Source organism: Collimonas sp. GW821-FHT02H07, from assembly GCF_059421505.1.
Genome location: NZ_JBWKVC010000005.1, coordinates 175048 through 201116, shown reverse-complemented (window position 1 = coordinate 201116; position 26069 = coordinate 175048). Strand labels below are relative to the sequence as shown.

Genomic DNA, 26069 nt, shown 5'->3' with positions numbered 1-26069 from the left:
GTCAGATCCTCGCTTTCCGGCGCAGGCGGTAATTGATCAGGGTATCGCTGGCCAGCAGCAGAAACAGCAGCATGCCCTGGAACACGCCGGTGATGGCCGACGGCAGGCCCAGCCGCGATTGCGCCAGCTCGCCGCCCAGGTAGAGCAGCGACATCACCAGCCCGCCCAGCACCGCGCCGACCGGATGCAAACGGCCGATGAAAGCGACGATGATGGCGGCGAAGCCGTAGCCCGGCGACACCGAAGGCAGCAGCTGGCCGATCGGCCCGGCGATTTCAAAGGCGCCGGCTAGCCCGGCAAAACCGCCGGAGATCAGCAGCGAGACCCACAGGGCGCTGCGGCTGGAAAAGCCGGCATAGCGCGCCGCGTGCGGCGCAACGCCGCCGACCATCAGCGAAAAGCCGCGGAAGCTGCGCGTCATGAACACCGTCATCAGCACCGCCAGCACCAGCGTCACGGCAAAGCCGATATGCAGGCGCGTGCCGCTTAACAGCATCGGCAGCATGAATTCGCTGGAAAACACTTTCGATTGCGGGAAGTTCATGCCGTTGGGGTCTTTCAGCGGACCGTTCACCGCATACATCAGCAGCAGCTGGGCGACATAGGTCAGCATCAGCGACACCAGGATTTCATTGGCGTTGAAACGATCCCGCAGCAGCGCCGTGATGCTGGCCCAGAAGGCGCCGCCGACGACGCCGGCGAGGACCATCAGCAACAGGCCGAGGCTGCCCGGGATCGCATGGTCCGGCGCATCGAGGAACACCAGCATGGCGCCGGAAAACAGCGCGCCGACGGTGAACTGGCCTTCGGCGCCGATGTTCCAGATATTGGCGCGGAAGCACACCGCCAGGCCCAGTGCGCAGAGTATCAGCGGCACCGATTTCAGCAGCAGCTCGCTGATGGCGCGCTTGCCGTTGAAGGGATCGATCAGGAATACTTTGAGGCCAGCGAGCGGATCCTTGCCCAGCGCGATGAACAATAGCGCGCCCAGCAGCATGGTCAGCACGATCGCGATCAGCGGCGAGCAGTAGGTCATGGCGCGCGAGGGCGTGCCGCGCAGTTCCAGCTTCCAGGGCCACAGATTATGCATGGGCGGCCTCCGCTGCATCCTGCCATAGGCCGCTCATCCACAGGCCGACCTGCTCGCGCGTGGCTTGTTCGATAGCGATAGAGGGCGACAGCCGGCCCTTGGCGATCACGTGCAGGCGATCGCACAGCGCAAACAGCTCGTCGAGTTCTTCTGAAATGATCAGCACTGCGCAGCCTTCCTGTTTCAAAGCGAGAATTTCGGCGTGGATCTGGGCGGCAGCGCCGACGTCCACGCCCCAGGTCGGCTGGGCGACGATGAAGACGCCCGGCTTGCGCTCCAGCTCGCGGCCGACGATGAATTTTTGCAGGTTGCCGCCGGACAGGCTCTTGGCCAGCGCGCCCGGGCCGCTGGCCTTGACCTTGAAGCGTTCGATGATGGATGCCGCGCTCTTGCGCGCATAGGCGAAATCGATCATGCCGCGCTTGACGTAGGGCGGCTTCTGGTGCGACAGCAGCATGTTGGCCGCCAGGTCCAGGGTCGGCACGGCGCCGCGCCCGAGCCGCTCTTCCGGCACCAGTCCGAGTCCGAGCGCACGGCGCGGATTGGGCGCCAGCTGGCCGGCTGCGCGGCCGGCCAGCATCACCATATTCGGCGCGGCGCGCTGGTCTTCGCCGGAGAGCGCCGCCAGCAATTCTTGCTGGCCGTTGCCGGAGACGCCGGCGATGCCGACGATTTCCCCGGCGCGCACCTCGCATTCGATATCCTTGAGTTCGGTGGCGAACAGATGCGCCTTCGGCAGGCACAGGCGGTTGACGTGCAGCTTGCGCTCGCTGCGCATGGAGTCGGGATTGCGTTCGCGCTGCAAGCGCACCAGCTCGTCGCCGATCATCATGCGCGACAGGCCGGCGCTGGTTTCCTGGCGCGGATCGCAGATGCCGGTGACCCGGCCGCCGCGCATCACGGTGGCGCTGTGGCAGAGGGCGCGGATTTCATCCAGCTTGTGGCTGATGTAGAGGATGCTGCAGCCTTCGGCGGCCAGCTTGCGCAGGGTGACGAACAGCTTGTCGACCGCTTGCGGCGTCAGCACCGAGGTCGGCTCATCCAGGATCAGCAGTTGCGGATTGGTCAGCAGCGCGCGGACGATTTCCACGCGCTGGCGCTCGCCCACCGAAAGGGTATGCACATGGCGGTGCGGCTCCAGCTCCAGCCCGTACTTGTCGCCGGTCTGGCGGATCTGCGCCACCAGCTCCGGCATGCTGACATCGGAAGCCAGGCCGAGCGCGATGTTTTCCGCGACGGTGAGGGTATCGAACAGGGAGAAATGCTGGAACACCATGGCGATGCCGAGCTGGCGCGCGACGTGCGGATTGGCGATGTGCGCCAGCGCGCCGTTCCAGAAGATCTCGCCGGCATCCGGCTTGACCGTGCCGAAAATGATTTTCATCAGGGTCGACTTGCCGGCGCCGTTCTCTCCCAGCACGGCATGGATTTCGCCGGGCGCGACCGAGAGATTGATATCGTCGTTGGCCAGCACGCCCGGATAGGCTTTGCGGATATGGGCGATCTGCAGACGCGGTATGGTTGAAGTCACTTCTTCTGCCTGTGTCAATGAAAGACCGTTGCAAAATGAATCCAGCACGATGGCGCTTGCCGGTCCCGGCGCACCGGACCGCGAAGCAAGCAACATGCTACATCACTCAGCTGCTTATCGGCGGATTGCATTGCAATCTTTTACCGACATGAAGCTACTGCAAAAGCAAACTGCATGCCAGTCTGCCGCCTCCCGCTTCAGGCGCGTCTGGCGCGATTCCTGCGTAAGCCAGCCGGGCCCGCCCCGTGCCTGGCGGCGCCGATTTGCGGTAGCATGACGGCAGACTGGTAACCACAAAATGAAAACAGAGCGCATGAAAAAAAAATCCGGCGTCACTGCAACCAGGCCCGCTTCGACGCGGGGCAGCGGCGTGGTCGATCAGAAAATCTACGATTCGGTGCTGAAGGCGGTCATGAGCCAGCGCCTGCCGCCGGGCACCAAGCTGACCGAAGCCAGCCTGTGCGAACTGTTCGCGGTCAGCCGCACCATCGTGCGCAAGGCCATCCAGCGCCTGGCGCACGACCATATCCTGGAATTGCGGCCGAACCGCGGCGCCATCATCGCGCAGCCGACGCCGCAGGAAACGCGCGAGATCTTCGCGGCGCGGCGCGCCATCGAAGCCATCATCGTGCCGCTGGCGGCGCAGCATGCAACGCGCGCCCAGATCGCCCGGCTGCGCCAAATCGTCAAAGAAGAACATGCGTCCTTTCATAGCGGCGACCACGCCAGGTGGATACGCCTCGGCGGCGAATTCCACATCCTGTTATCCGAGACAGCCGGCAATCCGGTACTGACCCGCTTCCTGCGCGAACTGGTCTCGCGCTGCTCGCTCATCATCGCCCTGTACCAGGCGCCCAACAAGACTGCCTGCCCCAACCACGAACATGAACACCTGATCGACGCCATTGCCGCCGGCGAGATCGAAGCGGCGATCCGCATGATGGACCAGCATCTGCTCGACATCGAACAGGCCCTGCGCCTGAGCGACGACGAACACGAAGTCAACCTGGCTGAAATACTCGATCTTGCATGAATGCGAGCGCGCTTGCCGGGACGCCAGGGCTATCTTAGGGCACATTCGCGCCTCGGCCAGCTGTCATAAAGTGTATACAAGTTATTTCAAAATGTCGCCATTTTGGCGCGCCGGCGCGCACTAATCCGGTTCTTGCAACATTCTCGCCAGCCCTGTTTTGGCGCGCCCCTCCCCATTAGAAGGCGTTATTTTTTGCCGGATGCGGCAGCTTGCACGGCAGCCGGCCTTATCACTCCTGCAAGCTATCCGCGCCCGAATCGGACTTTTCCATATGTATACAATATATTTTCGATACAAATCGTAATACCGATTTCTCCAATCTTCCTGCCGGGAAAAATTCTGGCACGGTCTTTGCGTTGAGTGAATCCGTTCTGGTCCGGCACGCGCATTTTCAAACGCCGGCCTGCACGCGGCAGACATAACTAAAACAAGCAAATCCGGTTTATCAACGTCGATCACTGAGGGATGGAAAATGGGAAAAAAAGCGAGGGCACGCGCCCGCCTGCGTTGCGCAGGAAAGATGGTGCTGACATTGGGAGTCGCCTTGCCGCTCGGCGCGGCGCTGGCGCAGACGGCAGGCGCCGCGGCTCCCGCAGCCGCCAGCCCGGCGACGCAGGACGGCTCTTCACTACAGCTGGAAACCATGACTGTGACCGCGCAGCGCAAGGTCGAAAAAATCAAGGACGTGCCGATCTCGGTGACCCTGCTCAAGGGCGAGACCCTCGACGTGCTCAACTCCGGCGGCCAGGATATCCGCGTGCTGGCGGCCAAGGTGCCGAGCCTGAATATCGAATCGTCGAACGGCCGCACCTTTCCGCGCTTCTATATCCGCGGCTACGGCAATACCGATTTCTCTACCTTCGCCTCGCAGCCGGTGTCCCTGATATTCGATGACGTGGTGCAGGAAAACGCCGCCCTCAAAGGCTTCCCCATGTTCGACCTGGCTGGCGTGGAAGTGCTGCGCGGTCCGCAGGGCACGCTGTTCGGCCGCAACACGCCGGCCGGCGTGGTCAAGTTCGATTCGGCCAAGCCTAGCCTGGACAAGGTCTCCGGCTACTACAGCGTCTCCGACGGCACCCACAATACCGCCAATGTCGAAGCGGCGGTCAACGTGCCATTGAGCGACCAATGGGCGATGCGCTTCTCGACGCTGGTCGAGCATCGCGACAACTGGGTTAAGAATGACGGCGGCGGCACGCCCAACCTGGAAGGCTACGACGAACGCGCCGGCCGCCTGCAATTCCTGTACAAGCCGGACGGCACTTTCAACGCCCTGTTCAACATCCACGCGCGCGCCACCACCGGCAGCGCCCGCTTGTTCCGCGCCAATATCCTGGAGAAAGGCTCAGACGGCTTCGTCGCCGGCTTCAGTCCTTCGCAGGTCACCTTCAACGGCTTGAACAACCAGTACCTGCATACCGCCGGCGGCAGCGCCCGGCTGAGCTGGAACCTGGACCAGGTCAAGCTGTATTCGATCACCGGTTATGAAACCATTTCCAGCTATTTCAGCCGCGGCGACATCGACGGCGGCACGCCGACCGGCCCCGGCTTCATTCCCTTCCAGGTGCAGACCGGCGGCGGCGTGGCTGATCACAAACAGTTTTCGCAGGAATTCCGGGTCGAGTCGAAAAACGAAGGGCCGCTCAACTGGCAGAGCGGCTTGTACTACTTCTACGAAGATGTAGCGGGCAACAGTTCCAACTTCGACAGCACCACCCAGCTGCAAACCAGCTATCTGCAAAACCGCCAGAAAAACACCGCGTACGCCGCGTTCGGCTCGCTCACCTATGACGTCAACGACAGGTTGAAGCTGCGCGGCGGCTTGCGCTATACCGAAGACAAGAAGGATTTTTCCAATGAAGTCGCCAACAACGTGACGTTTACCGGTCCAGGCTCGATCAGCGAAAGCAAATCGAAGGTGAGCTGGGATCTCAGCGCCAACTATGCCTTGACCAAGGACGTCAGCACTTATGCGCGGGTAGCCACCGGCTTCCGCGCGCCGAGTATCGCAGCGCCGTCCTCCTCGGTGCCGATCACGGTAGCCAACGCAGAGACCATCACTTCCTATGAAGCGGGGATCAAGGCCGACCTCTTCAACCGCCGCGCCCGCGCCAACTTCAGCATCTACAGTTTCGACGTCAAGAACCAGCAGCTGACGGCGGTCGGCGGCAATTCCAACTCGATCATGCTGGTGAATGCGGCAAAAACAGTGGGGCGCGGCGCCGAGCTGGACCTGGAGGCGAACCTGAGCGAGCGCCTGCGCGTTACCGTAGGCGGCAGCTACAACTACACGCAGATCCGCGACCCGAACCTGCTGGTGGCCGGCTGCGCTTCCTGCACCGTGCTCAACACCCAGGTGCGGCCGGGCTTGTATTCGATCGACGGCAATCCCTTGCCGCAAGCGCCGAAGTGGATCGCCAACGTGACGGCGCGCTACGGCATCCCGATGGGCAACAACGACGAACTGTTCTTCTATACCGACTGGGCCTACCGCAGCAAGATCAATTTCTTCCTGTACAACTCGACCGAGTTCACCGGCAAACCGTTGCTGGAAGGCGGCTTGCGCGTGGGCTACAAGTGGGATGGCGACAAATATGAGGTCGCTGCGTTCGCCCGCAATATCACCAACAAGATCGTGGCGGTCGGCGGCATCGATTTCGACAACCGGACCGCGTTCATCAACGAACCGCGCATGTTCGGCGTGCAGTTCCGCTCCAACTTCTAAGCACCTGCACGCAGGGCGGGCGCCTGTGCCTGCCCTGCCGGCTGCGTCTTCTTTGTTCTGATTTTTTTCAAGGCGAATTATGAAAGCGAAGTTCATGCAGCGCCAGCTGCTGTCGGCCCTGTTCATGCTGGGCGTTGCCGTGACGGCGCAGGCCGAAGGCAAGCGCAAGGTGATCATCGACGACGACATCGGCGGCCCGCGCGCGGCGCAGCTGATGGCGATCCAGTCGCCGGATGTGGAAGTGCTGGGCATCACGATTGTCAGCGGCTCGACCTGGCGCGATGAAAATATCGCGCATGCGCTGCGCACCCTGGAAGTCATCGGCCGCAGCGATATCCCGGTGATTCCGGGCTCGGCTTTTCCATTGCTGAACACGCAGGAAACCACGCGCCGCTGGGAATCGCTGTACGGCAAGCTGGTGTACAAAGGCGCCTGGATGGATGAGAAATGGCCGGACGGCACCATCCAGAGCCAGCCCAACTACCACGCCCACGACTTCGTGCCGCAGCTGCCGGAAGGCATGCCGCATACCAAGCCGTCGGCTGAAATCGCCGCCAATTTCATGATCAGGAAAGTCCATGAATTTCCGGGTGAAGTGACGATCCTGGCGACCGGACCGATGACCAATGTGGCGCTGGCGATCAGCCTCGATCCCAGCTTTGCCGCCACCGCCAAGGAAATCGTCTACATGGGCGGCAGCCTGAATCCGCACCAGATGCTGCCATCCAAGTCCGCCGAACAGTTTGCGCGCGAATACATCAATACGCCGCGCCTGGAATTCAATTTCCGCTGGGATCCGGAAGCCGCCAAGATCGCCTTGCGCGCGCCATGGAAGCATATCGTGATGGTGCCGGCCGATCCGTCGACCGCGACCGAGCTGAGCGCCAGGCTGCTGAACGACATGACCAGGTCCGGCACGCCGCTGGCGCAAATGGTGAAGAAGGTCACCGAGACCGGCTTCCCGCTTTGGGATGAACTGGCCACCGCGGTCTGGCTGGATCCGACGCTGATCAGCAAGTCCGACCAGCTGTATGTCAGCATCGATACCGACTTCGGCGCCGGCTACGGCAATACCTTGTCCTGGCCGGCAGCGTACGCGCCGCCCGGCCTGATTGCGCAGGTGAGCACGGTGGTGCGCGAAGTCAATGTAGCGGCATTTGAAAAGATGATGATCAGGCTGATGAACCTGCCGACGCCGCCGGCACCGCAGCCTAAACCCTGAATCCTGAACGCATGCAGCCTGCCGGGCGCAGACCGCACCCGGCAAGCTGATCCGCTGTTTATTGCGAGGTCTTGTCGGAAGGATAAAGCAGGGAGTCGCGCAGCAGGTAACCCATAGGCATGCCCATGTTGATCTTCTTCGATCCATGCGGCTGGGTGAACCAGAAACTGTAGATCTTCTGGAAATCGCCCTCGTTGATCATCCGCACCATCTCCTTGTCGACCAGCTGCTTGAAGGCCGGATCGTCCTTGCGGAACATCAGGGAATACTGCTCGATCGAGAGCGGATCGCCCAGTACGGTGAAGTCGGACGGCGTCTTGGCGGTAGCACGCAGGCTGTACAGCAGCACGTCGTCCATGGCGTAGGCATCGGCCTTGCCCTGCTCGACGAAGCTGAACGATTCGGCATCGTCCTTGGCTTCCACCACCTTGATATTGAGCGAGCGCACATTGCTGCGGTCGTTGACCAGGTCGATGGTGGTGGTGCTCTTGGTGATGACGATAGTCTTGCCGCGCAGGTCGGACCAGTTCTTGATGTCGCTGCCCTTCCTGACGATCATGCGCACGCTGGAAAAGAAGTTCGGCACGGTGAAGCCGACGCGGGTGCGGCGTTCGGCGTTATTGGTGGTGGAGCCGCATTCCATGTCGGCCTTGCCGTCGATGATGCTGGAAAAGCGGGTGGTCGAATCGACCGGCACATAGGCCACCTTGAGGTTCGGCAGCTTCAGTTCGCGCTTCACCGCATCGGCGATCTTCAGGCACATGTCGATCGAATAACCGACGATCTGCTTGTTTTCATCGGTATAGGAAAACGGTGCGGTTTCGCGATAGGCGAAGGTGATGGTCTGGCTGTCGCGGATCTTGCCAAGGGTGTCGCCGGCGCTGGCGGCTAGTGGTGTCAGAATACATAAGAAGGTCAAACCATGCTTGATCACACCACGCATACAGAAAACTCCGATAAGTCGCAATAGGTAGCAAACGGCCGCCGCCGGCGTGACCGGCGGCGGCCGAACAATTGTTTGAGGGGATTCATTTCCTCGCGACAATATAGCAGTACTTGATGCGCTTGCGGCGGCTGTTACAAATTGGATACATGATTTTACATGCGATTTTTACATGTGATCAAAGCGCCAATTGCGGCCGCCGCTTGTGCTGCCGCGCCTTACGACTTGGCGGAATAGAAACGATAGATTGCCTGGTAAGGCACACGCGTCTGCTGGCCCAGCCGGGCTTGGTCGCAGCCGTCCGCCGGCGCCGCGCCGCCCAGGGTCTGCAGGCGCTGGATGCTTTGCGTCTGGCTGAAGATGCCGCTGCCGGAAGTCGATTTTGCGCTCAGCAGCAGCCACGCGATGGCGTCCGCATCCGGCGCCTTGCTCTGGGCCTGGACGGCGCCGACCACCTTGCTGCCGTCATTCGATTCCCAGGTCGGGCCGGCGTAGTGCTTGCCGATCTTGTTGTCGTGCTGGTCGTACAGCTCGGCTTGCGGCGCCACGAAATGCCATTCGAACTTCGATGCGTCCGCGGTCGCCGCACATTGGTAAATTTGCACGCCGGTGGCCTTTGCCTCCAGCGTCAGCACCTGGGTCGATGCGACCTGCAGGTTGTCCGGCACCGCGATCGGCGCCAGCGCCGGGGTGCTCGCGCAGCCGGCAAGAAACGGCGCGCAGCCTGCCAGCACTGCAGCACTCAATACTTTTTTCAACATGTTGTTTTCTCCGCAATAAGGTTGGCACAGGCACATGATTGCCTGAAAGCATCCGCATTGTAAGCGCTGGGGCCTTACTCCGCTGGCGCGGCCGGAGCCCTGGCCTTGAACCATGCCGCAGTAGCCGCATCGGCCGGAAAAAAAGATTCGATCCGCAACTCATGCACGGTGACGTCATGCGGCGTGCCCATGGTGGCGATCGAGGTGAACAGGTTGAGCTCGACGCCGTCCTTGCGGATCGTCATCGGCAGGAAAGGCAACACCCGCGTATCGAGGTTGGGCATCTGCGTCGCCGCTTTGATGCCAGGTAGCGCTACCAGCTGCTCCAGCAACGCGGTGGCTTCGCTGCCGGGGCCGTCGCTCATGGCTTCGCGCTGGATCCAGTGCAGCAGGTCGGCGCTGACATCCTGCCAGTTGAGCAGGTGCTTGCGGATCGCCTGCGGGTCCAGCATCAGCTTGAGGACGTTGACGCCTTCGCGCGGCAGCGGCTGCGTTTCCGGCAGGTCCAACAGCCAGCGGATCATCATGGCGGCCGGGCCGTTGCTCATCACCAGGTTCCACAGCCGGTCCACCACCAGCGCCGGATACGGCGCCTGCTGCGCCAGCATGAAATCCAGCGCCTGCTTGACCGCGGCCAGTTCGGGATCGGACAATTTTCGCTCCTGGTAGGCCGGCGCGAAACCCGCCGCCAGCAGCATCACGTTGCGCTGGCGCAGCGGGATGTCGAGCGCCGTGCCCAGCTTCAGGATCAGCTCCCGGCTCGGCTGCGAGCGGCCGCTCTCCAGGAAGCTGATGTGACGCTGCGAGATATGGCTTTCGGCAGACAGGCGCAGCTGGCTGTAGCCGCGCTTGTCGCGCCAGTAGCGCAAGGCTGCTGCAAAGTCGTTGAAGTAGCGGTGCCGCGCGCCCTGCTCCATACCCGCGCCGACTTCCGGCTCCGCCACCATTTGTGATGCACCCATGAGCTGCCTCCGAAGAATTATGCGCAGTGTAGCGCGCTATCCGCGGCTATGCCGGCACCGTCATCGCATCCAGGAAACCGGTGACGCTGCGGATGCGGCCGTCGGCCGCCACCACCGCGATGTCGGTGCCATAGGCCACCGGCTCGGCGCCGTCCGCGCCCAGGGTCCAGGAAAAGCGCACGACATCGTTGTGGCCGTCCTGCTTGCCGTGCAAGCGGAAGCGCAGGCCGGCGAACTGCTGCTGCACCGCGCCTATCATGGCATCCAGGCCGTCGTGGCCGGCGCTGTGCGCCATCGGATCGAGATACACCGCATCTGGCGTAAACACATTGGCGATCAGGGCGCGGCGGCGTACCGCGTCGCTTTCGCTCCAGGCCGCGATGTAGCGGCTGGCGATGGCATTGGCTTGATCGGCGATGGTGGCGGTGTGGTTGATGTCAGTCATGATCGTGCTCCTTCAAGGTTTCAGTGGTTTGGGAAGAATGCGTTGTCGTTGTCGACAGAAACATTCTCCGCCCGCCAGGGAGCACGGTCGATTACCTCCCAGGTAATCAAACCAAGAAATGTCGCAGCTAGGGCGCAGTCAGCGCCGCGGCAGCCAATGGCTTCATGACGCCCGCCATGGAAAACAGCGCCAGTTGCGCCGGCCCCGGGCCGGGCGTCTTCAGCAGCGCGGTGAGGGGCGCATCGCCGGCGCCTTGCCGCGCCGTGAAACGGCGGCCGCCATCGCTGCTGAACAACAGCGCGCCGCCCATGCCGCCCACCATCAGCTCCTGCGCGGGCAGCAGGGCGACATCGGTCAGCGACTGCGTGGTGCCGGAAGCCACCGCCTGCCAGCTCTTGCCGTCGTCATTGCTGCGCACGATGTGGCCGCGCATGCCCACCGCCACCACGCTGCTCTGGCCATTGTCGGAAAACGCCAGCGCGCTCCACAGCGAGCCCTTGGCGCCGCTGTCGATCACGTCCCAATGCTTGCCGCCGTCTTCCGAACGGAATACCGTGCCGGCTTCCGCCATGATCAATAGCGTGCCGCTCGGCGTGGCGAGGATGCGGTACAGGTGGCGGTCGGCGGCATCGCCGCTGGCCAGTTTCAGTTCGCTCCAGCTGGCGCCGCCGTCGCTGGTGCGCAAGGCCATGCCGAACAAACCCACCGCGATGCCGTTGCTGGCATCGCCGAACCAGATCGACAGGATCGGCTGTTCCTGGCCGTACTGCTGCCGCAGCAGTTGCCAGTTTTCGCCGCCGTCGGTGGTTTTCAGGACCACGCCGTCATGGCCGGCGGCCCAGCCGGTGTTGCGGTCGATGAAGCACACCGTGGTCAGCATGGTGCGGGTCGGCACGCTGCGTGCCTGGCGGTATGTGCTGCCGTCGTCGGACAGCAGGATGACGCCGTGCTCGCCCACCGCAACAATCCTGCTGCCCGCTCCTGCGCCGGCGGCGGCAGCCAGCAATGGGCTGTTGCTTGCCTGCGGACGGATTAGGGCGGGCCGCCTGGCAGGCCAGTCGGATGCGGCCTGGCCAGCGGCGCGCGTACTCGGACTGAGCATCGCCAGTGTCAATAAGCCGGCCAGCAGGAAGCCGCCGAAACGGGCTGTCTGTTGATATGAAACGATTGATGCTGGAAGCATGGATATCCTCAATGAGCCGCATAAGACGGGGTGCGCAACATGCCGGCGCGCCGCGGGAACAGGCTCTCCAGCACCACGGCGAAAGCCGGCAGCAAGGTCACCGCCATCACCATGTTGACCAGGAACATGAAGGTCAGCAGCTTGCCCATGTCGGCCTGGAACTGCAGCGGCGAGAACGACCAGGTGGCGACCCCGATCGATAGCGTCAGCGCGGTAAACACTGTCGCCACGCCGGTCTCGTGCAAGGTGCGTTCGAGCGCGCTGCTGATATCGAGGCCGGCGCCCAGATGCAGCTGCAGGCGGTTGTAGATATAGAAGGCATAGTCGACGCCGATGCCGGTGGCCAGCACCATCACCGGCAAGGTCGCTACCGTCAGGCCGATATTCAGGTCCTTCATGAACCAGTAGCCGAGCCAGGTGGCGACTGTCAGCGGCAGGCAGCAAGCCAGCATCGCGCGCCAGTCGCGGTAAGCCAGCAGCACCAGCAGCAGGATGGCGCCGTAGACATACAGCATCATCGGCAGTTCGCTGCGCTCCAGCACCTCGTTGGTGGCGGCCTGGACGCCGGCGTTGCCGCTGGCCAGGCGGATCTTCACCCCGCTCAACTGATCGGCGCGGCGGAATTCCTCGACCGCGGCGACCACGCCCTTGATGGTGACGGCCTTGTGATCGCTCAGGTACAGGTTGACGCCCTGGGCCCGGCAATCGGACGAAGAGAAGCCGTGCAGCTGGTTGTTGGCGCTGCCGAACTGCGAGCCGAGGCCGCGGGCGTCGCGGGTGATCGTATTCATCTTTGGATTGCCTTCGTTGAGGCCGGCATTCACGCCCTTCAGCACATCGGCCACCGAGCGCACCGACAGCACGCCGGGCACGCCGCTCATCTGCTGCGCAAAGTCATCCATGAACAGCTGGGCATCGGGACGGGCGCAAGCCTCCAGCTGGCCTGCCGGCGCTACTTCAAACACCACCGTCAGCCAGTCGAGACCGACATCGAAACGCGCCGTGATATCGGCAGCGTCGCGGTTGAAGCGCGCCTCCGGCCGCAGCTCGGCGGCGCCGGCCTGCAGGCTGCCGACATGGCGGCCCTGGCTTTGCCAGACCGCGACGCCGAACAGCGCCGTGCCCAGCCCCACCACGATCCAGGCGTTGCACGGCCGCGCCACCAGCGCCAGGCCGCTGAGCCAGCGGCTGTGCTGCTCGCGGCGGCCGATGGCGCGCTGCGCGTATTCGCGCGAAAAACTGAAATAGGAAGCGGCAAGCGGCAGCATCACCAGGTTGGTGACGATCTTGTAGCCCACCCCTATCGATGCCGCAATCGCAAGCTCACGTATCATCGGAATCGGAATCAGGGTCAGCGTGATGAAGCTGATGAAGGCCGTCACCAGCGCCAGCGTGCCGGGTATCAGCAGGCCGGTGAAGCTGTGGCGCGCCGCCAGCTCGGTGCTCTTGCCGTCGGCGATTTCGCGGACGATGAAATTGATCTGCTGCACGCCATGCGACACGCCGATGGCGAACACCAGGAAGGGCACCAGGATAGCCAGCGGATCGAGGCCGAAGCCAAGCAGGCGCAGCGTGCCGAACTGCCACACCAGCGAACTGAGCGAGCACGCCAGCGGCAGCAAGGTCAGTCGCAGCGAACGGCAATACCAGTACACCGACAGGCCGGTCAGCAGCAAGGCGATGCCGAAGAACACCATGACCTTGCTGGCTTCCTCGCCGATATCGCCGATGGCCTTGGCGAAGCCGATGATCTGGATTTCCACATCGGCGTTTTCAAACTGCTGGCGCACCTTGTTTTCCAGCAGCTGGTTGAAAGCGCGGTAGTCGAGCGGCTGGCCGCTTTGCGGATCGCTGTCCTGCAGCTCGGCCAGCACCATGGCGCTGGTCTGGTCGCGCGACACCAGGTTGCCGAGATAGCCGCCGGCGGCGACGCGCTCGCGGATATCGGCAATCACCTGCGGATTGAGCTTGTCCGGAATGATCTCGCCGCCGGTGATCGGCAGCGCCTTGAAGCCCTCTTCCGTGATCTCGGTGAAGAAGACGTTGGGAGTCCAGAGCGACATGACGCTGCTGCGATCCACTCCCTGCAGGTAATTCACGGCCTCGGTCACGCCCAGCAGCTGGCGCAGCACCGGCGGATTCCAGATCGTGCCGTGGCGCGCATGCACCACCACGATCAGGCGGTTGGCGCCGAACAGCGCCTCGCGGTACTGGTTGAAGGTCTTGATGTATTCATGCTGCTGCGGCAGGGTCTTTTCAAACCCGGCCGACATGCGCAGACCCAGCGCCAGCACCGCCATGCATGCGGTGAACGCGGCAAAGGCCAGCAGCACCGGCAGGCGGCGCCTGAAGAGGACAGATTCCAGCCGGGCCACCATGCGCAGCAGCCGGCCGTCCTGCGGAAGATGTTGCGTTGAACCGCTCATGCTTGCATCCAATCCCTGGTCAGAACGAAGTCGTGAAACTGAAAGTGGCGAAGTCGCGGTCGCGCATCAGGTTGGACTGGCCGCCGCCGTAGTTGTGGGTGTAGTCGACCCGCATCTTGGTGGCCGGCTTGGTCTTGAAATCGACGGTAAGGCCGACCACCACCGCACCCGCACCCTCGATGAAACCTGGCAAGGCGCTGGCGGACACACCGGACATGCCATACGACAGCGACAGGTCCGGCGCATAGGATGCCTGGCCGCCGAACGCGGCCGGATAGTTGACCGCGATCTGCGCCACCAGGCCGCTGGACAGCTTGGTCGGCACCCTGTAATCGGAAGTGACCGAATACGGAATTCCCCGATTGAGATCGAGATCCGGATAGTAGGCCGCCGCCAGCTCGGAAGTGAACGAGCCCTCGGTCGCGCCCAGCGCCCGCAGCAGGCCGCCGAAGCTGCCGCCCGGGGTGAAGATATTCAGGGCGGTCAGGTGGAACTGGTATTTCTTCTGGTCGACCGCGCCGCGGCAGACATAGCCGGTGGGGCGGTAGTTGGCCGGATTGAGGTCGGCGTTGCAGTAATACGGATTGGCCGGATTGGCGACGATGGTCGGATCGATCGGGATGCTTTCCTTCGGCCGGAACGACAGTTCCGTGCCGAAGGCCCAGTCGCCGGCGCGGGTGTTGTAGGAGACGCCGAACAGGTTGCGGTCTTCAGCGTAGTCCAGGTAGATATCCTGCCAGCCGAAGGGATTGGCGGTGGCGCCCTGGTTGACGCGGATGCTGGCGAACGGGATCTTGTCGTGATAGCGCACGTAGTACAAGGCCAGTTCGTCGCCGCTGTCGGGAAAAGTGTAGCGCGTGGACAGGCCGAACTGCCCGCTGTTCCTGGGATTATGATCGATGCCGCGCGGGATCACGCTGCCGCTGTGGACCAGCGGGCCAAACAGCGGATTGAGATTGGGATCGGCCAGCTCGCCCGCAGTCAGCTGGCGGTTGAACGGCAGGCCGGTGCTGGGATTGATGCCGATGATGCGGGTGCCGGTATCGCCGACCGTCCCCGGCGGCGCCGGCGGCAAGCCGAGCGGACCGGTGACGGAATTGACCAGCGAGGTCGGCAGGAAGGCGCCGCTGGAGCCGCGTCCGACGATGTCGCTGGTGGAGAAGAAGGTGCCGACCGGATCGAATTCATAGCCGTTCCAGCGGGTCTGGTAATAGCCCTCCACGCTCAAGCCTTTCGCCACTTCGGCGTTGAGCGAGAGTATCGGCGCCGGCCGGAATATTTCCTTGAGCTGCACGCCCGGACTGTGTGCGCGCCGGACGTCGATGGAGTTGATCGAATTGATCCCGCCCGGGATGAAAATGTCCTCGCCCCAGCTGATCACCTGGTTGCCGACCCGCACCCGCACCGGATGCCGGTCGATTTCGAATTCCTTGTTGACATAGGCATCCAGCAGGCGGATGTCGTGCACCGCATGGCTGCGGGCGTCGGGCTGCAGGTCGGCGTAGCTGGTGCGGTCGGCGGCGAAGTCGTAGGACCAGGCGGCGCGCATCAGGCCGCTCCAGCCGTCCGGCGCCTTCAGGTACAGATCGTGCACGCCGCGCAGGGCGGCCGAAAATACCTGCCCGCTTTTATAATTGAGGTTGCCGTTGTCCTGGTTGAGCCGGGTCAGGTCGTAGGACTGGTTGAAATTGAGCGGATCGCGGCGCGCGATGTCGACCTGGCCGCTGCTGGCGCAGCCGCCGTTGTCCTGGCCGATGAAGCTGCAGTTGGGGCTGGACGTGCGTACCCCGACGCCGAAGGAAACCGAAGAATCGAAACTGCCGCTCAAGCCGTTGCCGAGATCGAACTGCTCCGCCCTGGCCGCATGGCTGAACACTGTCGAACTGCCCCAAACCAACGCCACTGCCATGCCAGGCCGGAAACTGCACAAGCGGCCCTTCTTCCTGTTCGCCATCTTCTTCATTCCTGTCTCTCCCCGGGATCCGAATAAACTGCGCGATTCTTATTGGCGGCGGCCAGCCGTGCGGCTGCCGCCATGGCTGTCAGCGAGTGGCGAAACGGCGCAGGCCGTCAGGCTCGAACATCGATTCCTTGACCCGGCCATCGCGGCCGGCCAGCCAGTCGGACTGCTTTTGCCCGGCCGGAATCCGTTCGGCGATGTAGCGTCCCAGCGCCAGGTCATGGCTGGCATACGCTTCCTGCACGCAAGCCGGCAGCTCGGTCGCCATCACCACCCCGCTTTCCATCACGCGCTGGACCTTGCCCTGGCCGTCGTACAGGTCCTGCACCAGGATTTGCCAGGAATCCTCATCCAGGTAAAAGGTTCGCTTGGGGAAGGTATGGCGCGCGCCCTGCTTGACGGTGGCTTCGATTTCCCACACGCGATGGGTTTCGTAGCGCGCCAGGTCGCGGCTGAGGAAAGCCGGCTGCACCACGTCGCCGATCTTGGCCTGCACAGAATTGAGCTTGTTCCAGTTGTAGGGAACGATCATTTCCTTCTTGCCGACCAGCTTGTAGTCGTAGCGGTCGAGCGGGCCGTTGTACATGGTGTACTGGTCGATGGTTTCCAGGTTCTCGTCGTTGAGGATGGGGGCGTCATAGGAATAGGTCGGCGCGCGCCGCACCCGGCGCTGGCTGGCGAAGTACAGCCAGATGTCGTTCGGCTTGCCGATATAGGCGTGCGACAAAGTGACGTCGCCGGCAAACTGGGCCGGTGCGATATACGGACTCAGGTAGAGCGACTCGACCCCCTTGGCGCCAGCGATATTGTTGTTCTTCGGTTCCGACAGCGGGAACATGATGTAGTCTTCCTGCACCAGCGGCTGGCCGATGTCGCTGCCGCCTTTCGGCGGCACCACCGTGGAATAAGCCCAGGTCAGGCCCTCGCCCTGGTAGCGCATCTTGAAATTCCACATGGCTTCGACGCCGCTGGCCGGCATCGGGAACGGATAGCCGGCGGTCTTGGCTTCCGCCAGTTCGTAGCCGTTGGCGGCCAGCTTGGCGAAGCCGATATTTTCCTTGCTGCGCTGGTAGACCACTTCCGGATAGCCGCAGGAACGGTGCGTCGGATAGACATCCACGCGATAGCCCTTGATGCTCTTGATCAGCTGCACCTGGCCGGGCGACAGCTTGGCGGCATATTTATCGACGTTGGCGGCATTGATCGAATACAGCGCCTTGTCGGCCGCATACGGATCGGGCCGCGGCTGGCCGGCTTTGTAGCCGCCCTGTGGATTGACGTCGCCGCCGCTCCAGGCCGGGATCACGCCATCCTTGCTGCCGGCTTTTTCGGCGCCTACCGGCGTCAGCTCGGCGCCCAGTTTCGAAGCCTGCTGCGCCCATACCAGCGGCGCCAGCAGGCAGGCGATGGACAGCATCAGCAGCGAAGCTTTCGGTTTGATCGGGTGCATTTTCATTTTTATATCTCCTCTCAGGTCAAAGCACAAAAATGTAGAGGTCGCGTTTCACTTGGCGACGGCGCGACGCGTGGCTGGGGCAAAGGCGATCGCCGCCAGCGGAATGCCCAGCAGCACCACGGCTCCCAGCACCATGCCGAAGCGCTCGGCGCCGAGGGCGCTCAGCAGCCAGCCGGCCGCGGTGGTGCCGACCGCCACGCCGGCCAGCGTCACCACCACGGTGCGCGACACCAGCGAGCCGTCGCTGTCGATCTCGGACAGCAGGCCGGTAAGGAAGGGAGTCAGCGCGTAGAAGCCGATATTCAGCAGCAGCTGGGCGCTGAAATAAGCGACGCCGCTGCGGGCCGAGAAGAACCACGTCACCGACATCGTCATCAGCAGCAGCGCCGCTACGATAATCACGCGCCGATGCTGGTGGCTGCCGCGCCAGGAAGACGCGATGCAGCCGAGGAAACCGAGAAAGGAAGAAATCGACAACAGGATGCCGATGGTCGAGGTTGCCAGTCCGGCATGCTGCCCGGCCAGCTCGGTCACCGCCCACTGGCCGGCCTGCACGCCATAGATCAGGATGGTGAGCAGCCAGACGGCGCCTATGCGCAGCCACGGCAAGGCGCCGGCGGATGTCTTTTTTACGGCCTGGCCGTCATGGACGATGGCGCGGCCGGCTTGCAGCAGCACCGGCGCGGCGCACAGCGCCAGCACGGCCAGCGCCAGGAACAGCCACTGCGCCGCCCAGCGCTCCGGCAGGTAGGAAATGCCGATCAGCAGCGCGCCGTTGACCAGCCCGGCCACCAGTACGATCACGCCCCAGATGCGTTCGGCGGATGGCTGGTTGGCGACCCTGGCCGCCACCAGCATGAACAGCATGCCTTCAAACACGCCAGCCATGCCGCGCGCCATGCCGACTGCCTGCGCCGTCGCCAGCAGCGCGCTGGCGGCCTGCATCGCCACCGTCCCCAGCATGCCGAGCCAGGCAAAGCGGCTGGCATGGCGTGCGACCAGGTGCGGCAGCAGCATGCAGCTGAGCGCCATGCCCAGCATTTCAAAGCCGGTCATCATGGTGGCCTGGCCTTCGTCCAGGCCGAAGCGCAGCATCAGGGTGGCAACGATGAAGGGCGTCAGGATAGTACCGTTGATGGCTACCGCATAGACGATCGCCAGGCGCAGCATTTCGCGCCGCCCCGGCGCTGCCGGCGACAGCGGCTTGCCGGCGGCGGCATGCATGGATGGGGCCTGAACAGAAGCGGGCGCTGCGCTTGAAGCCATGTCGTCATCTCCCTTGGACGGGTGTTTTATATTGGTACAGCGGGATCGCGCATCCTGCGCCGGCGGCCATCCGTCTGTCGCGGAATTCGGCCTCCTTGGTTTTCTGGTGCTACCTTTTGACTGCTACCAGCGCACCACCTGGCTGGTCAGGCCGCGCTCTTCCAGATAGCGCTTGCGGCCGGCCTGGCCCTTCTTTTCAAACCAGTTGATGATCTTGCCGATCCGGTTCGGAAACAGCATCGCCAGCCTGACCAGCATGGCGTCGGACATTTTCGGATAACGCTCATAGCGCGGATCCTGCAGCATCCGCAGCATCTCGTCCGCCACGTGCGAGGGGCTTTGCGGCGGATCGATGAAGTTGAGCGCGCTGCCGCCGGTCAAGGCTTCATGCCGCAGCTGCGCGGTATCCACCGAAGATGGCAGGATGCCGCCGACCTTGATGCCCTTCTTTTCAAAATCCACCGCAATCGACAAGGTGGCGCCGCGCAATCCGAACTTGCTGGCACTGTACAACGGACTCTCCGGCATCGGCAAGACGCCGCCCAGCGAAATCGTGTTGATGATGCGCGGATCGGGCGACAGCTTCAGCAGCGGCACCATGATGCGCGACAGCAGCAGCGGCGTGATCAGGTTGATCTGCAAATCGCTTTCGATATGGTCCAGCGCATACTCGTCGAAACGGTCGGTGCGCACCACGGCGGCGTTGTTGAGCAGGATATCCAGGTGGCCGAACTGTTGCTCGACCTGCCGGCGGATCTGTTCCAGCAAGTCGCGCCGGCAGAGGTCGCCAGCGATCAGCAGCGGCTTGCCCTTGAGGCCGGCGGCCAGCTCGTCGAGGCCGGCCTGGTTCAGATCGCACAGGACCAGCCGCAGGCCGGCCTCATCCAGGCGCTTGGCGATCTCGCGGCCGATGCCGCCGGCGGCGCCGGTCAGCAGGGCGACCCGTCCGGCAAATTCCGGACCGAGCTTCATGCCGCCTCCTTCAGTGCATTTTTCTGGCGCTGCAGCGCTTGTTCCCGCTGCGGCTTGAGCATCTGCGCGTAGTCGCCATCCCGCAATGCCGGCCAGCCGATGCGCTTGTGCAGCTTCTTCAGGTAGCGCTTGAGCGCATGCACTTCCAGGTAGACGGTATGGCGCTGCGACTTGATGAACTTGATGCCGCCGGAAAGATCGGGGTCGTCATGCGCGATCAGTTCATCGAAGGCGCGCACCCGTTCCGGCCCGGCGCTCTGTTCACGCAGATAGCTGGCGATCAGATGGGCTTGTGCATCGAACAACTTGAAGGCGCTGGAGTTGGTTTCGATGTAGCCGATGCCGAACAGGTTGCGGTGCACGCGGTTGAACACCGACAGATACATCTGCGGCCGCCCGCCCTGCCATTCGAAATAGCTGCCGGCGTAAGGCGCGCTCCATTTATAGCCGGTGGCGTACAGCACCAGATCCAGCTGCTCGCGGCTGCCATCCTTGAACACCGCCTCGTCGCCATCGTAGCGTTCGACATCCGGCCGCACGGCGATATTGCCATGCTGCAGATGATGCAGCAGCTGGGTATTCATCAGCGGATGGCTTTCAAACAGCTTGTGGTCCGGCTTCGGCAGGCCGAAGCGGGTGAGGTCGCCGGTGATCATCTTGAGGATGCCGCTGAATACCGGGCGCTCCATCCACATCGGCAGCTGCGGCCCCTTTTCGGCAAACTCGTCGGACGGCACGCCGAACAGGTGCTTGGGGATGAAGTGGTAGCCGCGCCGCATGCTGATGAATGCGGTATCGGCATAGGTGGCGGCATCGCAGGAAATGTCGGCGCCCGAATTGCCGGCGCCGACCACCATCACGCGCTTGCCCTTGAATTCCTCGCCGCGCTTGTAGGTGACGGAATGGCGGATCTCGCCGTTGAACTGGCCCTTGATTTCCGGCAGGCTGGGATCCCAGTTGCAGCCGGTGGCGCAGATCACCGCGCCATAGCGGCGCTGCTCGCCGTTCTCCAGCGTCACTTGCCAGCGGCCGTCGGCCAGCTTGTCTATGCTGCGCACTGAAACGCCGAAGCGGATATTGTCGTACAGGCCGAAGGCGCGCGCGAACGATCTTACATAGCTGACAATCTGCTGGTTGGTCGGGTAGTCGGGATAGTCTTTTGGCATCGGGAAGTCGGCGTAGCCGGACTGGTCGCGCGATGAAATGAAATGGGCCGACTCGTACATCGGACTGCCCGGGTTGTTCATGTCCCAGATGCCGCCGACATCGCTGTGGCGCTCGAACTGCTCGTAGCTGACGCCCTGCCGCTTCAGCGCGCGGGCGGCGCTGAGCCCGCCGGGGCCGCCGCCGATGATGCACACTGTCGCGTTATTGCCGGAAACGGATGAAGCACTCATAGACTCTCTCCTGGATACAAGCTAGTGTTTGAATTCTTTTGCGTGCCTCAAATGTATCCAAGTCCCGGGCGCGGAGTGAGGGCCGAAACGGACGGCGGGAGGGTCTTAAACGGACAGAATAATGTCCGGCATGTGCATCTCCTCTGGACAGGCTGTGTTCTTGTGATCACAATGAAAAGCATGAAACCGACCGCCAAACCGGAACGCCTCGACCCGCGCTATTCGACCGCATCGATCAATCCGCTGACGCCGCGCTACCTGTCGATCGTGGCGCACGAACGCGGCTACGACAGCGACTCGCTGTGCCGCGGCCTCGGCTTCAGCGTCGACGACCTGAACCAGCCCAACTTCAAGATTTCCTATCGCCAGGGCAGCATGATGATACGCCGCGGCCAGAAGCTGATCGGCGATACCGGGCTGGGGCTGGCGGTGGGCAGCCGGCAGACGCTGGTGTCGTGGGGGCTGGTGGGCTTCGGCATGATGACCTGCGCCACCTTGGGCGAAGCCAGCGAGATGGGCATCCATTATCAGAAAGGCGCCGGTTCGCTGATCCATATCGCCATGGAGCTGCAGGGTCAGCAGGTGGCGATCCTGGCCGATCCGCAGTTCTACGATCCGGATATCGAAATGTTCCTGATCGAAGAAGCGTTTTCCAGCATGGTCAACATCGTGCGCCACCTGGCCGGCCCGCAGTTCACGCCGAGCGCGATCGAACTGGTGTACCAGGCGCCGCCGCATGCCGCCATCTACGATACGATTTTCCGCTGCCCGGTACGCTTCGGCTGCTCGCGCAACCGCCTGATCACCGACGTCAACTGGATGAATTATCCACTGCCGACTTATGATGCGCTGGTAGCCAAGACGGCCATTAAACTGATCGAAGAGAACCTGGCGGTGGAACAGGAAAAGGTCGATCTGTCGACCACCATCGAACGCGCGATCCGCGACAACCTGAAGGATTTGCCGACCTTGCAAAGCATCGCCTCCACCCTGAATATCGGCGAACGGACTTTGCGCCGGCGCTTGAACGACGCGGGCTTCTCCTATCAAAGCCTGCTGGAATCGGTGCGCAAATCGCGGGCGCTGGAACTGCTGTCGCACTCGAAATTCTCGGTGGCGGATGTCGCCGCCGAGACCGGCTTCAAGGACGTACGCAATTTCCGCCGCGCGTTCAAGCGCTGGACCGGCGTGGCGCCGACCGAGATCCGGGAGTAATATCGCAGGCTCATGATTAAAAAAAAACAACATGACTAATGCATTTTCCTTGTGCCTCGCCGGCGTGCTGCTGAGCGCGTCTCTTGCCGCTTCTGCCGCGCCGGCAGCGCCCGTTGCAGCGTCGACTGCGGCAACGGCCGCAGCGGCCTACGGCCAGGAACTGCAAGGCTTCGCCTATCCCCACGAAATCAAGCATTTCGCCTTCGAATCGCAAGGCGAGCACCTGCAGATGGCGTATATGGATGTGGCCGCGGCAGGCGCCGCCAACGGCCGCACCGTGGTGCTGCTGCACGGGAAGAATTTTTGCGGCGCGACCTGGGACCAGACCATCACCGCCTTGAGCACGGCCGGCTACCGCGTCATCGCGCCGGACCAGATCGGCTTTTGCGCTTCCAGCAAACCCGAGCACTATCAATACACTTTCCAGCAGCTGGCCATCAACACCCATGCCCTGCTGGAACACCTGGATATCCACAAGGCGGCCGTCGTCGGCCACTCCACCGGCGGCATGCTGGCCACGCGCTACGCCTTGCTGTATCCGGACCAGGTAATGCAGCTGGCGATGGTCAATCCGATCGGCCTGGAAGACTGGAAAGCGCTGGGGGTGCCGCACCGCTCGGTGGACCAGTGGTACCAGCGGGAATTGAATTTCAAGGCGGACGATCTGCGCAAGTATGAACTCAACACCTATTACGCCGGCCGCTGGAAGCCGGAGTACGAGCGCTGGATAACCATGCTGGCCGGCCTCTACCAGGGCCCCGGCCACAGGCTGGTGGCGTGGAACTCGGCATTGATCTATGACATGATCTTTACCCAGCCGGTGGTCTATGAATTCAAGGATCTCAAGGTGCCTACCCTGCTGCTGATAGGCGATGCCGATACGACTGCGATCGGCAGCGATATCGCGCCGCCGGACGTCAAGGCAAGAATCGGAAAATACAGCGTGCTCGGCAAGCAGGCCGCCAAGCTGATTCCGCAATCCACCCTGATCGAATTCGCCGGCCTGGGCCACGCGCCGCAAATGGAAAAGCCGGACGAATTTCACAAGGCCTTGCTGGGCTGGCTGGCGAAGCAATAAACAACCAGCCCGGCAGCCGGCATCACTTGCGCCCGGTAGCCGCAGCTTGTGTGAACATGGCCTTGATATCGATCAGCTGCGGCGCCTGCCCCGGCGTCGTGACGTAGGCGGATTGTCCCGGCAGGCGCAGGCCATCCGCCAGGTGACGCTGCTTAAGATCGAAATTGACGGTGATGGCAGTGCCGTCGCCGAAACTCGAACGCTGCAGCGCCCGGTCCGGCGACAGCACCTTGAAATCAGTCATCGGCTGCGTCATCAGCCGCTGGTGCAAGGGCCTGAATACTTTGTCGTAGGCGGCGATGAACGGCAGGTCGCGCGCCAGCACCGCATCGCTCAGGTGGTACAGCGGCGGCACCATGTATAACAGCTGCTGCAGGGCGCTGGCTTCGCTCCGGCCGGAAAACTTCAGCGTGCCGTATTCCCAGTGGTGGGTAGCCACCACGCTGTCGTGCAGCGCGATCTGGTAGAGCGGCAGGCGAAATTCCGGCGTCCGGACATAGCGTGCGATTTCCGCCTTCAGCGGCACCGGCTTGAAGTACATGTCGGGCGCTTCGGGCGGCCAGTAGCTGCCGCGATAGTAGGGCGAAGACTTGTCCTTCATGGACGGATCCATCCAGGCAAACGGCTGCGTCAGCATGCCGTGGGCGAAGGCGATCTGCGGCGCGTACTCGGAGAGTCCGCCTTCGCTGCCGGTTACCAGGCCCAGGTCTTTGGCGGCATACGACAGGCGCCGCCGGCGCGCTTCGGCGTCCTGTTCCTGGCTGGTTTCACGGCCGGGCGTGTAGTCGTCATAATCGGGGCCGGCCGCATCGACATCGAGGAAGTAACTGTTCAGTCCGGCCGTTCGCGCCACGGCTGTCATGCGCTGCCGCGCGTAGGATTCCACCGCGCGCGCGCTGACGTACACGCCGCGCCCGGCAAAGCCGGTTACCAGCTTGCCGTCACGGTCGCGATATCCGGCTGCCGCCAGCGCATCCCCCATTTGCGCGGTGGCCCAGGTGTTGGGCTGGTCGGAACGATGGGCGCTGCCGTAACTGTCATACACCCCGACCAGGTAGCCAGCTGCTTCAGCAGCGCGCACCGCTTCGGGATGCCACAAGGCGTCGCGCCAGTCGTCGGCGCCGAGCCAGGCGCGCTCAAGGCCGGCTTGCCGCAGGGCGTCGATAGTGTCGAGCGACATGCCGCCACCCCAGCGCGCGGGCGGCGCCAGCATGCCGCCGAATGCAGCAGCCAGCGCGCTGCGTACCGACTGCGCCCAGGCGGCGTCGGCGGCCGGATCATGCTTGCCCGGCAAAGGCGCTGCCGGGGTTGCCGCCAGCACTTTCTGCAAGCCGTCGTTGAGGGCGCGGATCAGCACGGTCTGCAGCCATTTCTCGATATGGCCGCCAGCGCCGGCGGCGCTCTGGAAGGCCGCATTGAAGCTGCCGCGGATGTCGCCATCGAAGCTGCGCCACAGCCGTCCGGCAAGATGGGCCTGGTCATCCTTGTGCTGCTGGAACAGGCGGATGAAAGCCGGCCACTGCTGAATATCCCCGGCTTTCAGGGGCCCTGCTCCCCACAGATAGATATGCGGCGCGCCCGCCAGCTTGGCGGTATTCGGCAATGCCGCGATCTTGCCGGTCAGCGACAGGAACTTGCCGCTCGCCTGCAACCAGCTGCGATAAGCGCGGGCGCCGGCCAGAGGATCGTCCGGGCCGACCACAAAGCGCACCGTATAGGCGGCGCCCGGGGCCAGCCGCGTGAACTCGTGCGAGAAGCCGGGTAGTGCCCGGCTCTGCGCCTGGCGCATGCCGAACTGCGTGTTGAACGGGGTTTCGGCCATCCAGGTGACGGAGCGGCCGGCGCGCAATTCGGTCCAGAACGGCATGGACAGAAGTTCATTCACCTCGCCCTTGGTTTCGTAACGCCGTAGCAGCCAGGCCATCCAGCCCGGATCGCCCGACGGCACATAGCTGCCTTCGCCGAAAGGAAAGGCATAAGCCTCGATCTCCTGCGGCGCAGCCGTCTGCGGCCAATCCAGGATGGCCGGCTGCTCGGAGGTGAGCGACAGGCGCAGCGCGCCGTTGTCGATATCGGCAGCCACCGTCAGGCGATGGCCAGCGGAATCGATGCGCCAGCGATGGCCAGTCTGCATGCTGACCTTGCCTGCGGAAAATGCCGCGGCGGCCAGCGGCGTCGCTGCCGCGCCATGCGGCTCAATTGATATCGCCAGCGTGGCCGGATCGACGATGAAGCGGCCAAACGGCGCAGCCAGCGAGATCGCCTGCCGTTCGGCCGAGAGGGCAATGGATGGGGCCAGGAAAAGGCATATGGCCGCCAGCAAGCAAGGCAAGGACTGGGGAAACGGCAGGCGCCGATGCAACGAGGGATTTTTCATCAAGGTCAAATCATGTCAGTTGGGGAA

The 26069-nt window shown here is 63.2% G+C and carries 19 protein-coding genes; 5 read left to right on the top strand and 14 right to left on the bottom strand.

Features of this window, described 5'->3' with window-relative positions:
* Position 1: 1 nt before the first annotated feature.
* Together AC07V8_RS10540 and AC07V8_RS10535 are read right to left on the bottom strand one after the other, a co-directional pair.
* The gene (locus AC07V8_RS10540) at positions 2–1090 is read right to left on the bottom strand and encodes an ABC transporter permease (RefSeq protein WP_494677855.1); all 1089 of its coding nucleotides are present in this window, start codon (positions 1088–1090) and stop codon (positions 2–4) included.
* A complete protein-coding gene (locus AC07V8_RS10535; protein WP_494677856.1) occupies positions 1083–2621 on the bottom strand; it encodes an ABC transporter ATP-binding protein in 1539 nt (512 codons plus the stop codon). The genes AC07V8_RS10540 and AC07V8_RS10535 overlap by 8 nt, the downstream gene beginning before the upstream one ends.
* Positions 2622–2934: 313 nt before the next feature.
* Here AC07V8_RS10535 and AC07V8_RS10530 point away from each other — a divergent pair, with 313 nt between their 5' ends.
* The 3 genes from AC07V8_RS10530 (at position 2935) to AC07V8_RS10520 (ending at position 7601) form a co-directional block, all read left to right on the top strand.
* A complete protein-coding gene (locus tag AC07V8_RS10530) occupies positions 2935–3654 on the top strand; it encodes a GntR family transcriptional regulator (protein WP_494677857.1) in 720 nt (239 codons plus the stop codon).
* 472 nt (positions 3655–4126) lie between these two features.
* Positions 4127–6379, top strand: coding sequence for a TonB-dependent receptor (locus tag AC07V8_RS10525; protein WP_494677858.1), 2253 nt, complete (start codon positions 4127–4129; stop codon positions 6377–6379).
* A gap of 79 nt (positions 6380–6458) precedes the next feature.
* Positions 6459–7601, top strand: coding sequence for a nucleoside hydrolase (locus AC07V8_RS10520; protein ID WP_494677859.1), 1143 nt, complete (start codon positions 6459–6461; stop codon positions 7599–7601).
* 58 nt (positions 7602–7659) lie between these two features.
* On the opposite strand, the gene AC07V8_RS10515 is transcribed toward AC07V8_RS10520, so the two are convergent.
* The 11 genes from AC07V8_RS10515 to AC07V8_RS10465 form a co-directional block, all read right to left on the bottom strand.
* Positions 7660–8544, bottom strand: a complete 885-nt coding sequence (locus tag AC07V8_RS10515) for an amino acid ABC transporter substrate-binding protein (RefSeq protein ID WP_494677860.1) — start codon at positions 8542–8544, stop codon at positions 7660–7662.
* 218 nt (positions 8545–8762) lie between these two features.
* Positions 8763–9305, bottom strand: a complete 543-nt coding sequence (locus tag AC07V8_RS10510; protein WP_494677861.1) for a DUF3455 domain-containing protein — start codon at positions 9303–9305, stop codon at positions 8763–8765.
* Positions 9306–9379: 74 nt separating this feature from the next.
* Positions 9380–10267, bottom strand: a complete 888-nt coding sequence (locus tag AC07V8_RS10505) for a helix-turn-helix domain-containing protein (protein WP_494677862.1) — start codon at positions 10265–10267, stop codon at positions 9380–9382.
* A 46-nt stretch (positions 10268–10313) separates the two neighbouring features.
* Entirely contained in the window at positions 10314–10712 is a 399-nt protein-coding gene (locus AC07V8_RS10500; protein WP_494677863.1) for a nuclear transport factor 2 family protein, read from the bottom strand.
* 127 nt (positions 10713–10839) lie between these two features.
* A complete protein-coding gene (locus AC07V8_RS10495; RefSeq protein WP_494677864.1) occupies positions 10840–11895 on the bottom strand; it encodes a WD40/YVTN/BNR-like repeat-containing protein in 1056 nt (351 codons plus the stop codon).
* An 8-nt stretch (positions 11896–11903) separates the two neighbouring features.
* Positions 11904–14321, bottom strand: coding sequence for an efflux RND transporter permease subunit (locus tag AC07V8_RS10490; RefSeq protein ID WP_494677865.1), 2418 nt, complete (start codon positions 14319–14321; stop codon positions 11904–11906).
* 19 nt (positions 14322–14340) lie between these two features.
* Entirely contained in the window at positions 14341–16284 is a 1944-nt protein-coding gene (locus AC07V8_RS10485; protein ID WP_494677866.1) for a DUF1302 domain-containing protein, read from the bottom strand.
* 79 nt (positions 16285–16363) lie between these two features.
* A complete protein-coding gene (locus AC07V8_RS10480) occupies positions 16364–17737 on the bottom strand; it encodes a DUF1329 domain-containing protein (protein WP_494677867.1) in 1374 nt (457 codons plus the stop codon).
* A gap of 48 nt (positions 17738–17785) precedes the next feature.
* Complete coding sequence (locus tag AC07V8_RS10475) at positions 17786–19003, bottom strand: MFS transporter (protein WP_494677868.1); 1218 nt, start codon at positions 19001–19003, stop codon at positions 17786–17788.
* Between the two features lie 123 nt (positions 19004–19126).
* Complete coding sequence (locus tag AC07V8_RS10470; RefSeq protein ID WP_494677869.1) at positions 19127–19975, bottom strand: SDR family NAD(P)-dependent oxidoreductase; 849 nt, start codon at positions 19973–19975, stop codon at positions 19127–19129.
* Positions 19972–21372 carry a flavin-containing monooxygenase gene (locus AC07V8_RS10465; protein WP_494677870.1) on the bottom strand — a complete coding sequence of 467 codons (1401 nt, stop codon included), beginning with the start codon at positions 21370–21372 and terminating at the stop codon, positions 19972–19974. Before AC07V8_RS10465 ends, AC07V8_RS10470 begins: the two co-directional genes overlap by 4 nt.
* A gap of 180 nt (positions 21373–21552) precedes the next feature.
* On the opposite strand from AC07V8_RS10465, the gene AC07V8_RS10460 reads away from it, so the two are divergent.
* Together AC07V8_RS10460 and AC07V8_RS10455 are read left to right on the top strand one after the other, a co-directional pair.
* Positions 21553–22587 carry an AraC family transcriptional regulator gene (locus AC07V8_RS10460; protein ID WP_494677871.1) on the top strand — a complete coding sequence of 345 codons (1035 nt, stop codon included), beginning with the start codon at positions 21553–21555 and terminating at the stop codon, positions 22585–22587.
* Between the two features lie 31 nt (positions 22588–22618).
* Positions 22619–23665, top strand: coding sequence for an alpha/beta fold hydrolase (locus tag AC07V8_RS10455; protein WP_494677872.1), 1047 nt, complete (start codon positions 22619–22621; stop codon positions 23663–23665).
* A 22-nt stretch (positions 23666–23687) separates the two neighbouring features.
* Here the strand turns inward: AC07V8_RS10455 and AC07V8_RS10450 are convergent, their stop codons facing one another.
* Positions 23688–26042 (bottom strand): glycoside hydrolase, encoded by a 2355-nt coding sequence (locus tag AC07V8_RS10450; RefSeq protein WP_494677873.1) that lies wholly within the window; start codon positions 26040–26042, stop codon positions 23688–23690.
* Between the last annotated feature and the right edge of the window lie 27 nt (positions 26043–26069).

Coding starts and splice junctions, on each gene's coding strand:
- AC07V8_RS10490 (WP_494677865.1), bottom strand. CDS start 14,321: ATGAGCGGTTCAACGCAACATCTTCCGCAGGACGGCCGGCTGCTGCGC.
- AC07V8_RS10510 (WP_494677861.1), bottom strand. CDS start 9,305: ATGTTGAAAAAAGTATTGAGTGCTGCAGTGCTGGCAGGCTGCGCGCCG.
- AC07V8_RS10495 (WP_494677864.1), bottom strand. CDS start 11,895: ATGCTTCCAGCATCAATCGTTTCATATCAACAGACAGCCCGTTTCGGC.
- AC07V8_RS10455 (WP_494677872.1), top strand. CDS start 22,619: ATGACTAATGCATTTTCCTTGTGCCTCGCCGGCGTGCTGCTGAGCGCG.
- AC07V8_RS10505 (WP_494677862.1), bottom strand. CDS start 10,267: ATGGGTGCATCACAAATGGTGGCGGAGCCGGAAGTCGGCGCGGGTATG.
- AC07V8_RS10520 (WP_494677859.1), top strand. CDS start 6,459: ATGAAAGCGAAGTTCATGCAGCGCCAGCTGCTGTCGGCCCTGTTCATG.
- AC07V8_RS10540 (WP_494677855.1), bottom strand. CDS start 1,090: ATGCATAATCTGTGGCCCTGGAAGCTGGAACTGCGCGGCACGCCCTCG.
- AC07V8_RS10480 (WP_494677867.1), bottom strand. CDS start 17,737: ATGAAAATGCACCCGATCAAACCGAAAGCTTCGCTGCTGATGCTGTCC.
- AC07V8_RS10530 (WP_494677857.1), top strand. CDS start 2,935: ATGAAAAAAAAATCCGGCGTCACTGCAACCAGGCCCGCTTCGACGCGG.
- AC07V8_RS10485 (WP_494677866.1), bottom strand. CDS start 16,284: ATGAAGAAGATGGCGAACAGGAAGAAGGGCCGCTTGTGCAGTTTCCGG.
- AC07V8_RS10500 (WP_494677863.1), bottom strand. CDS start 10,712: ATGACTGACATCAACCACACCGCCACCATCGCCGATCAAGCCAATGCC.
- AC07V8_RS10465 (WP_494677870.1), bottom strand. CDS start 21,372: ATGAGTGCTTCATCCGTTTCCGGCAATAACGCGACAGTGTGCATCATC.
- AC07V8_RS10460 (WP_494677871.1), top strand. CDS start 21,553: ATGAAACCGACCGCCAAACCGGAACGCCTCGACCCGCGCTATTCGACC.
- AC07V8_RS10515 (WP_494677860.1), bottom strand. CDS start 8,544: ATGCGTGGTGTGATCAAGCATGGTTTGACCTTCTTATGTATTCTGACA.
- AC07V8_RS10525 (WP_494677858.1), top strand. CDS start 4,127: ATGGGAAAAAAAGCGAGGGCACGCGCCCGCCTGCGTTGCGCAGGAAAG.
- AC07V8_RS10475 (WP_494677868.1), bottom strand. CDS start 19,003: ATGGCTTCAAGCGCAGCGCCCGCTTCTGTTCAGGCCCCATCCATGCAT.
- AC07V8_RS10470 (WP_494677869.1), bottom strand. CDS start 19,975: ATGAAGCTCGGTCCGGAATTTGCCGGACGGGTCGCCCTGCTGACCGGC.
- AC07V8_RS10450 (WP_494677873.1), bottom strand. CDS start 26,042: ATGAAAAATCCCTCGTTGCATCGGCGCCTGCCGTTTCCCCAGTCCTTG.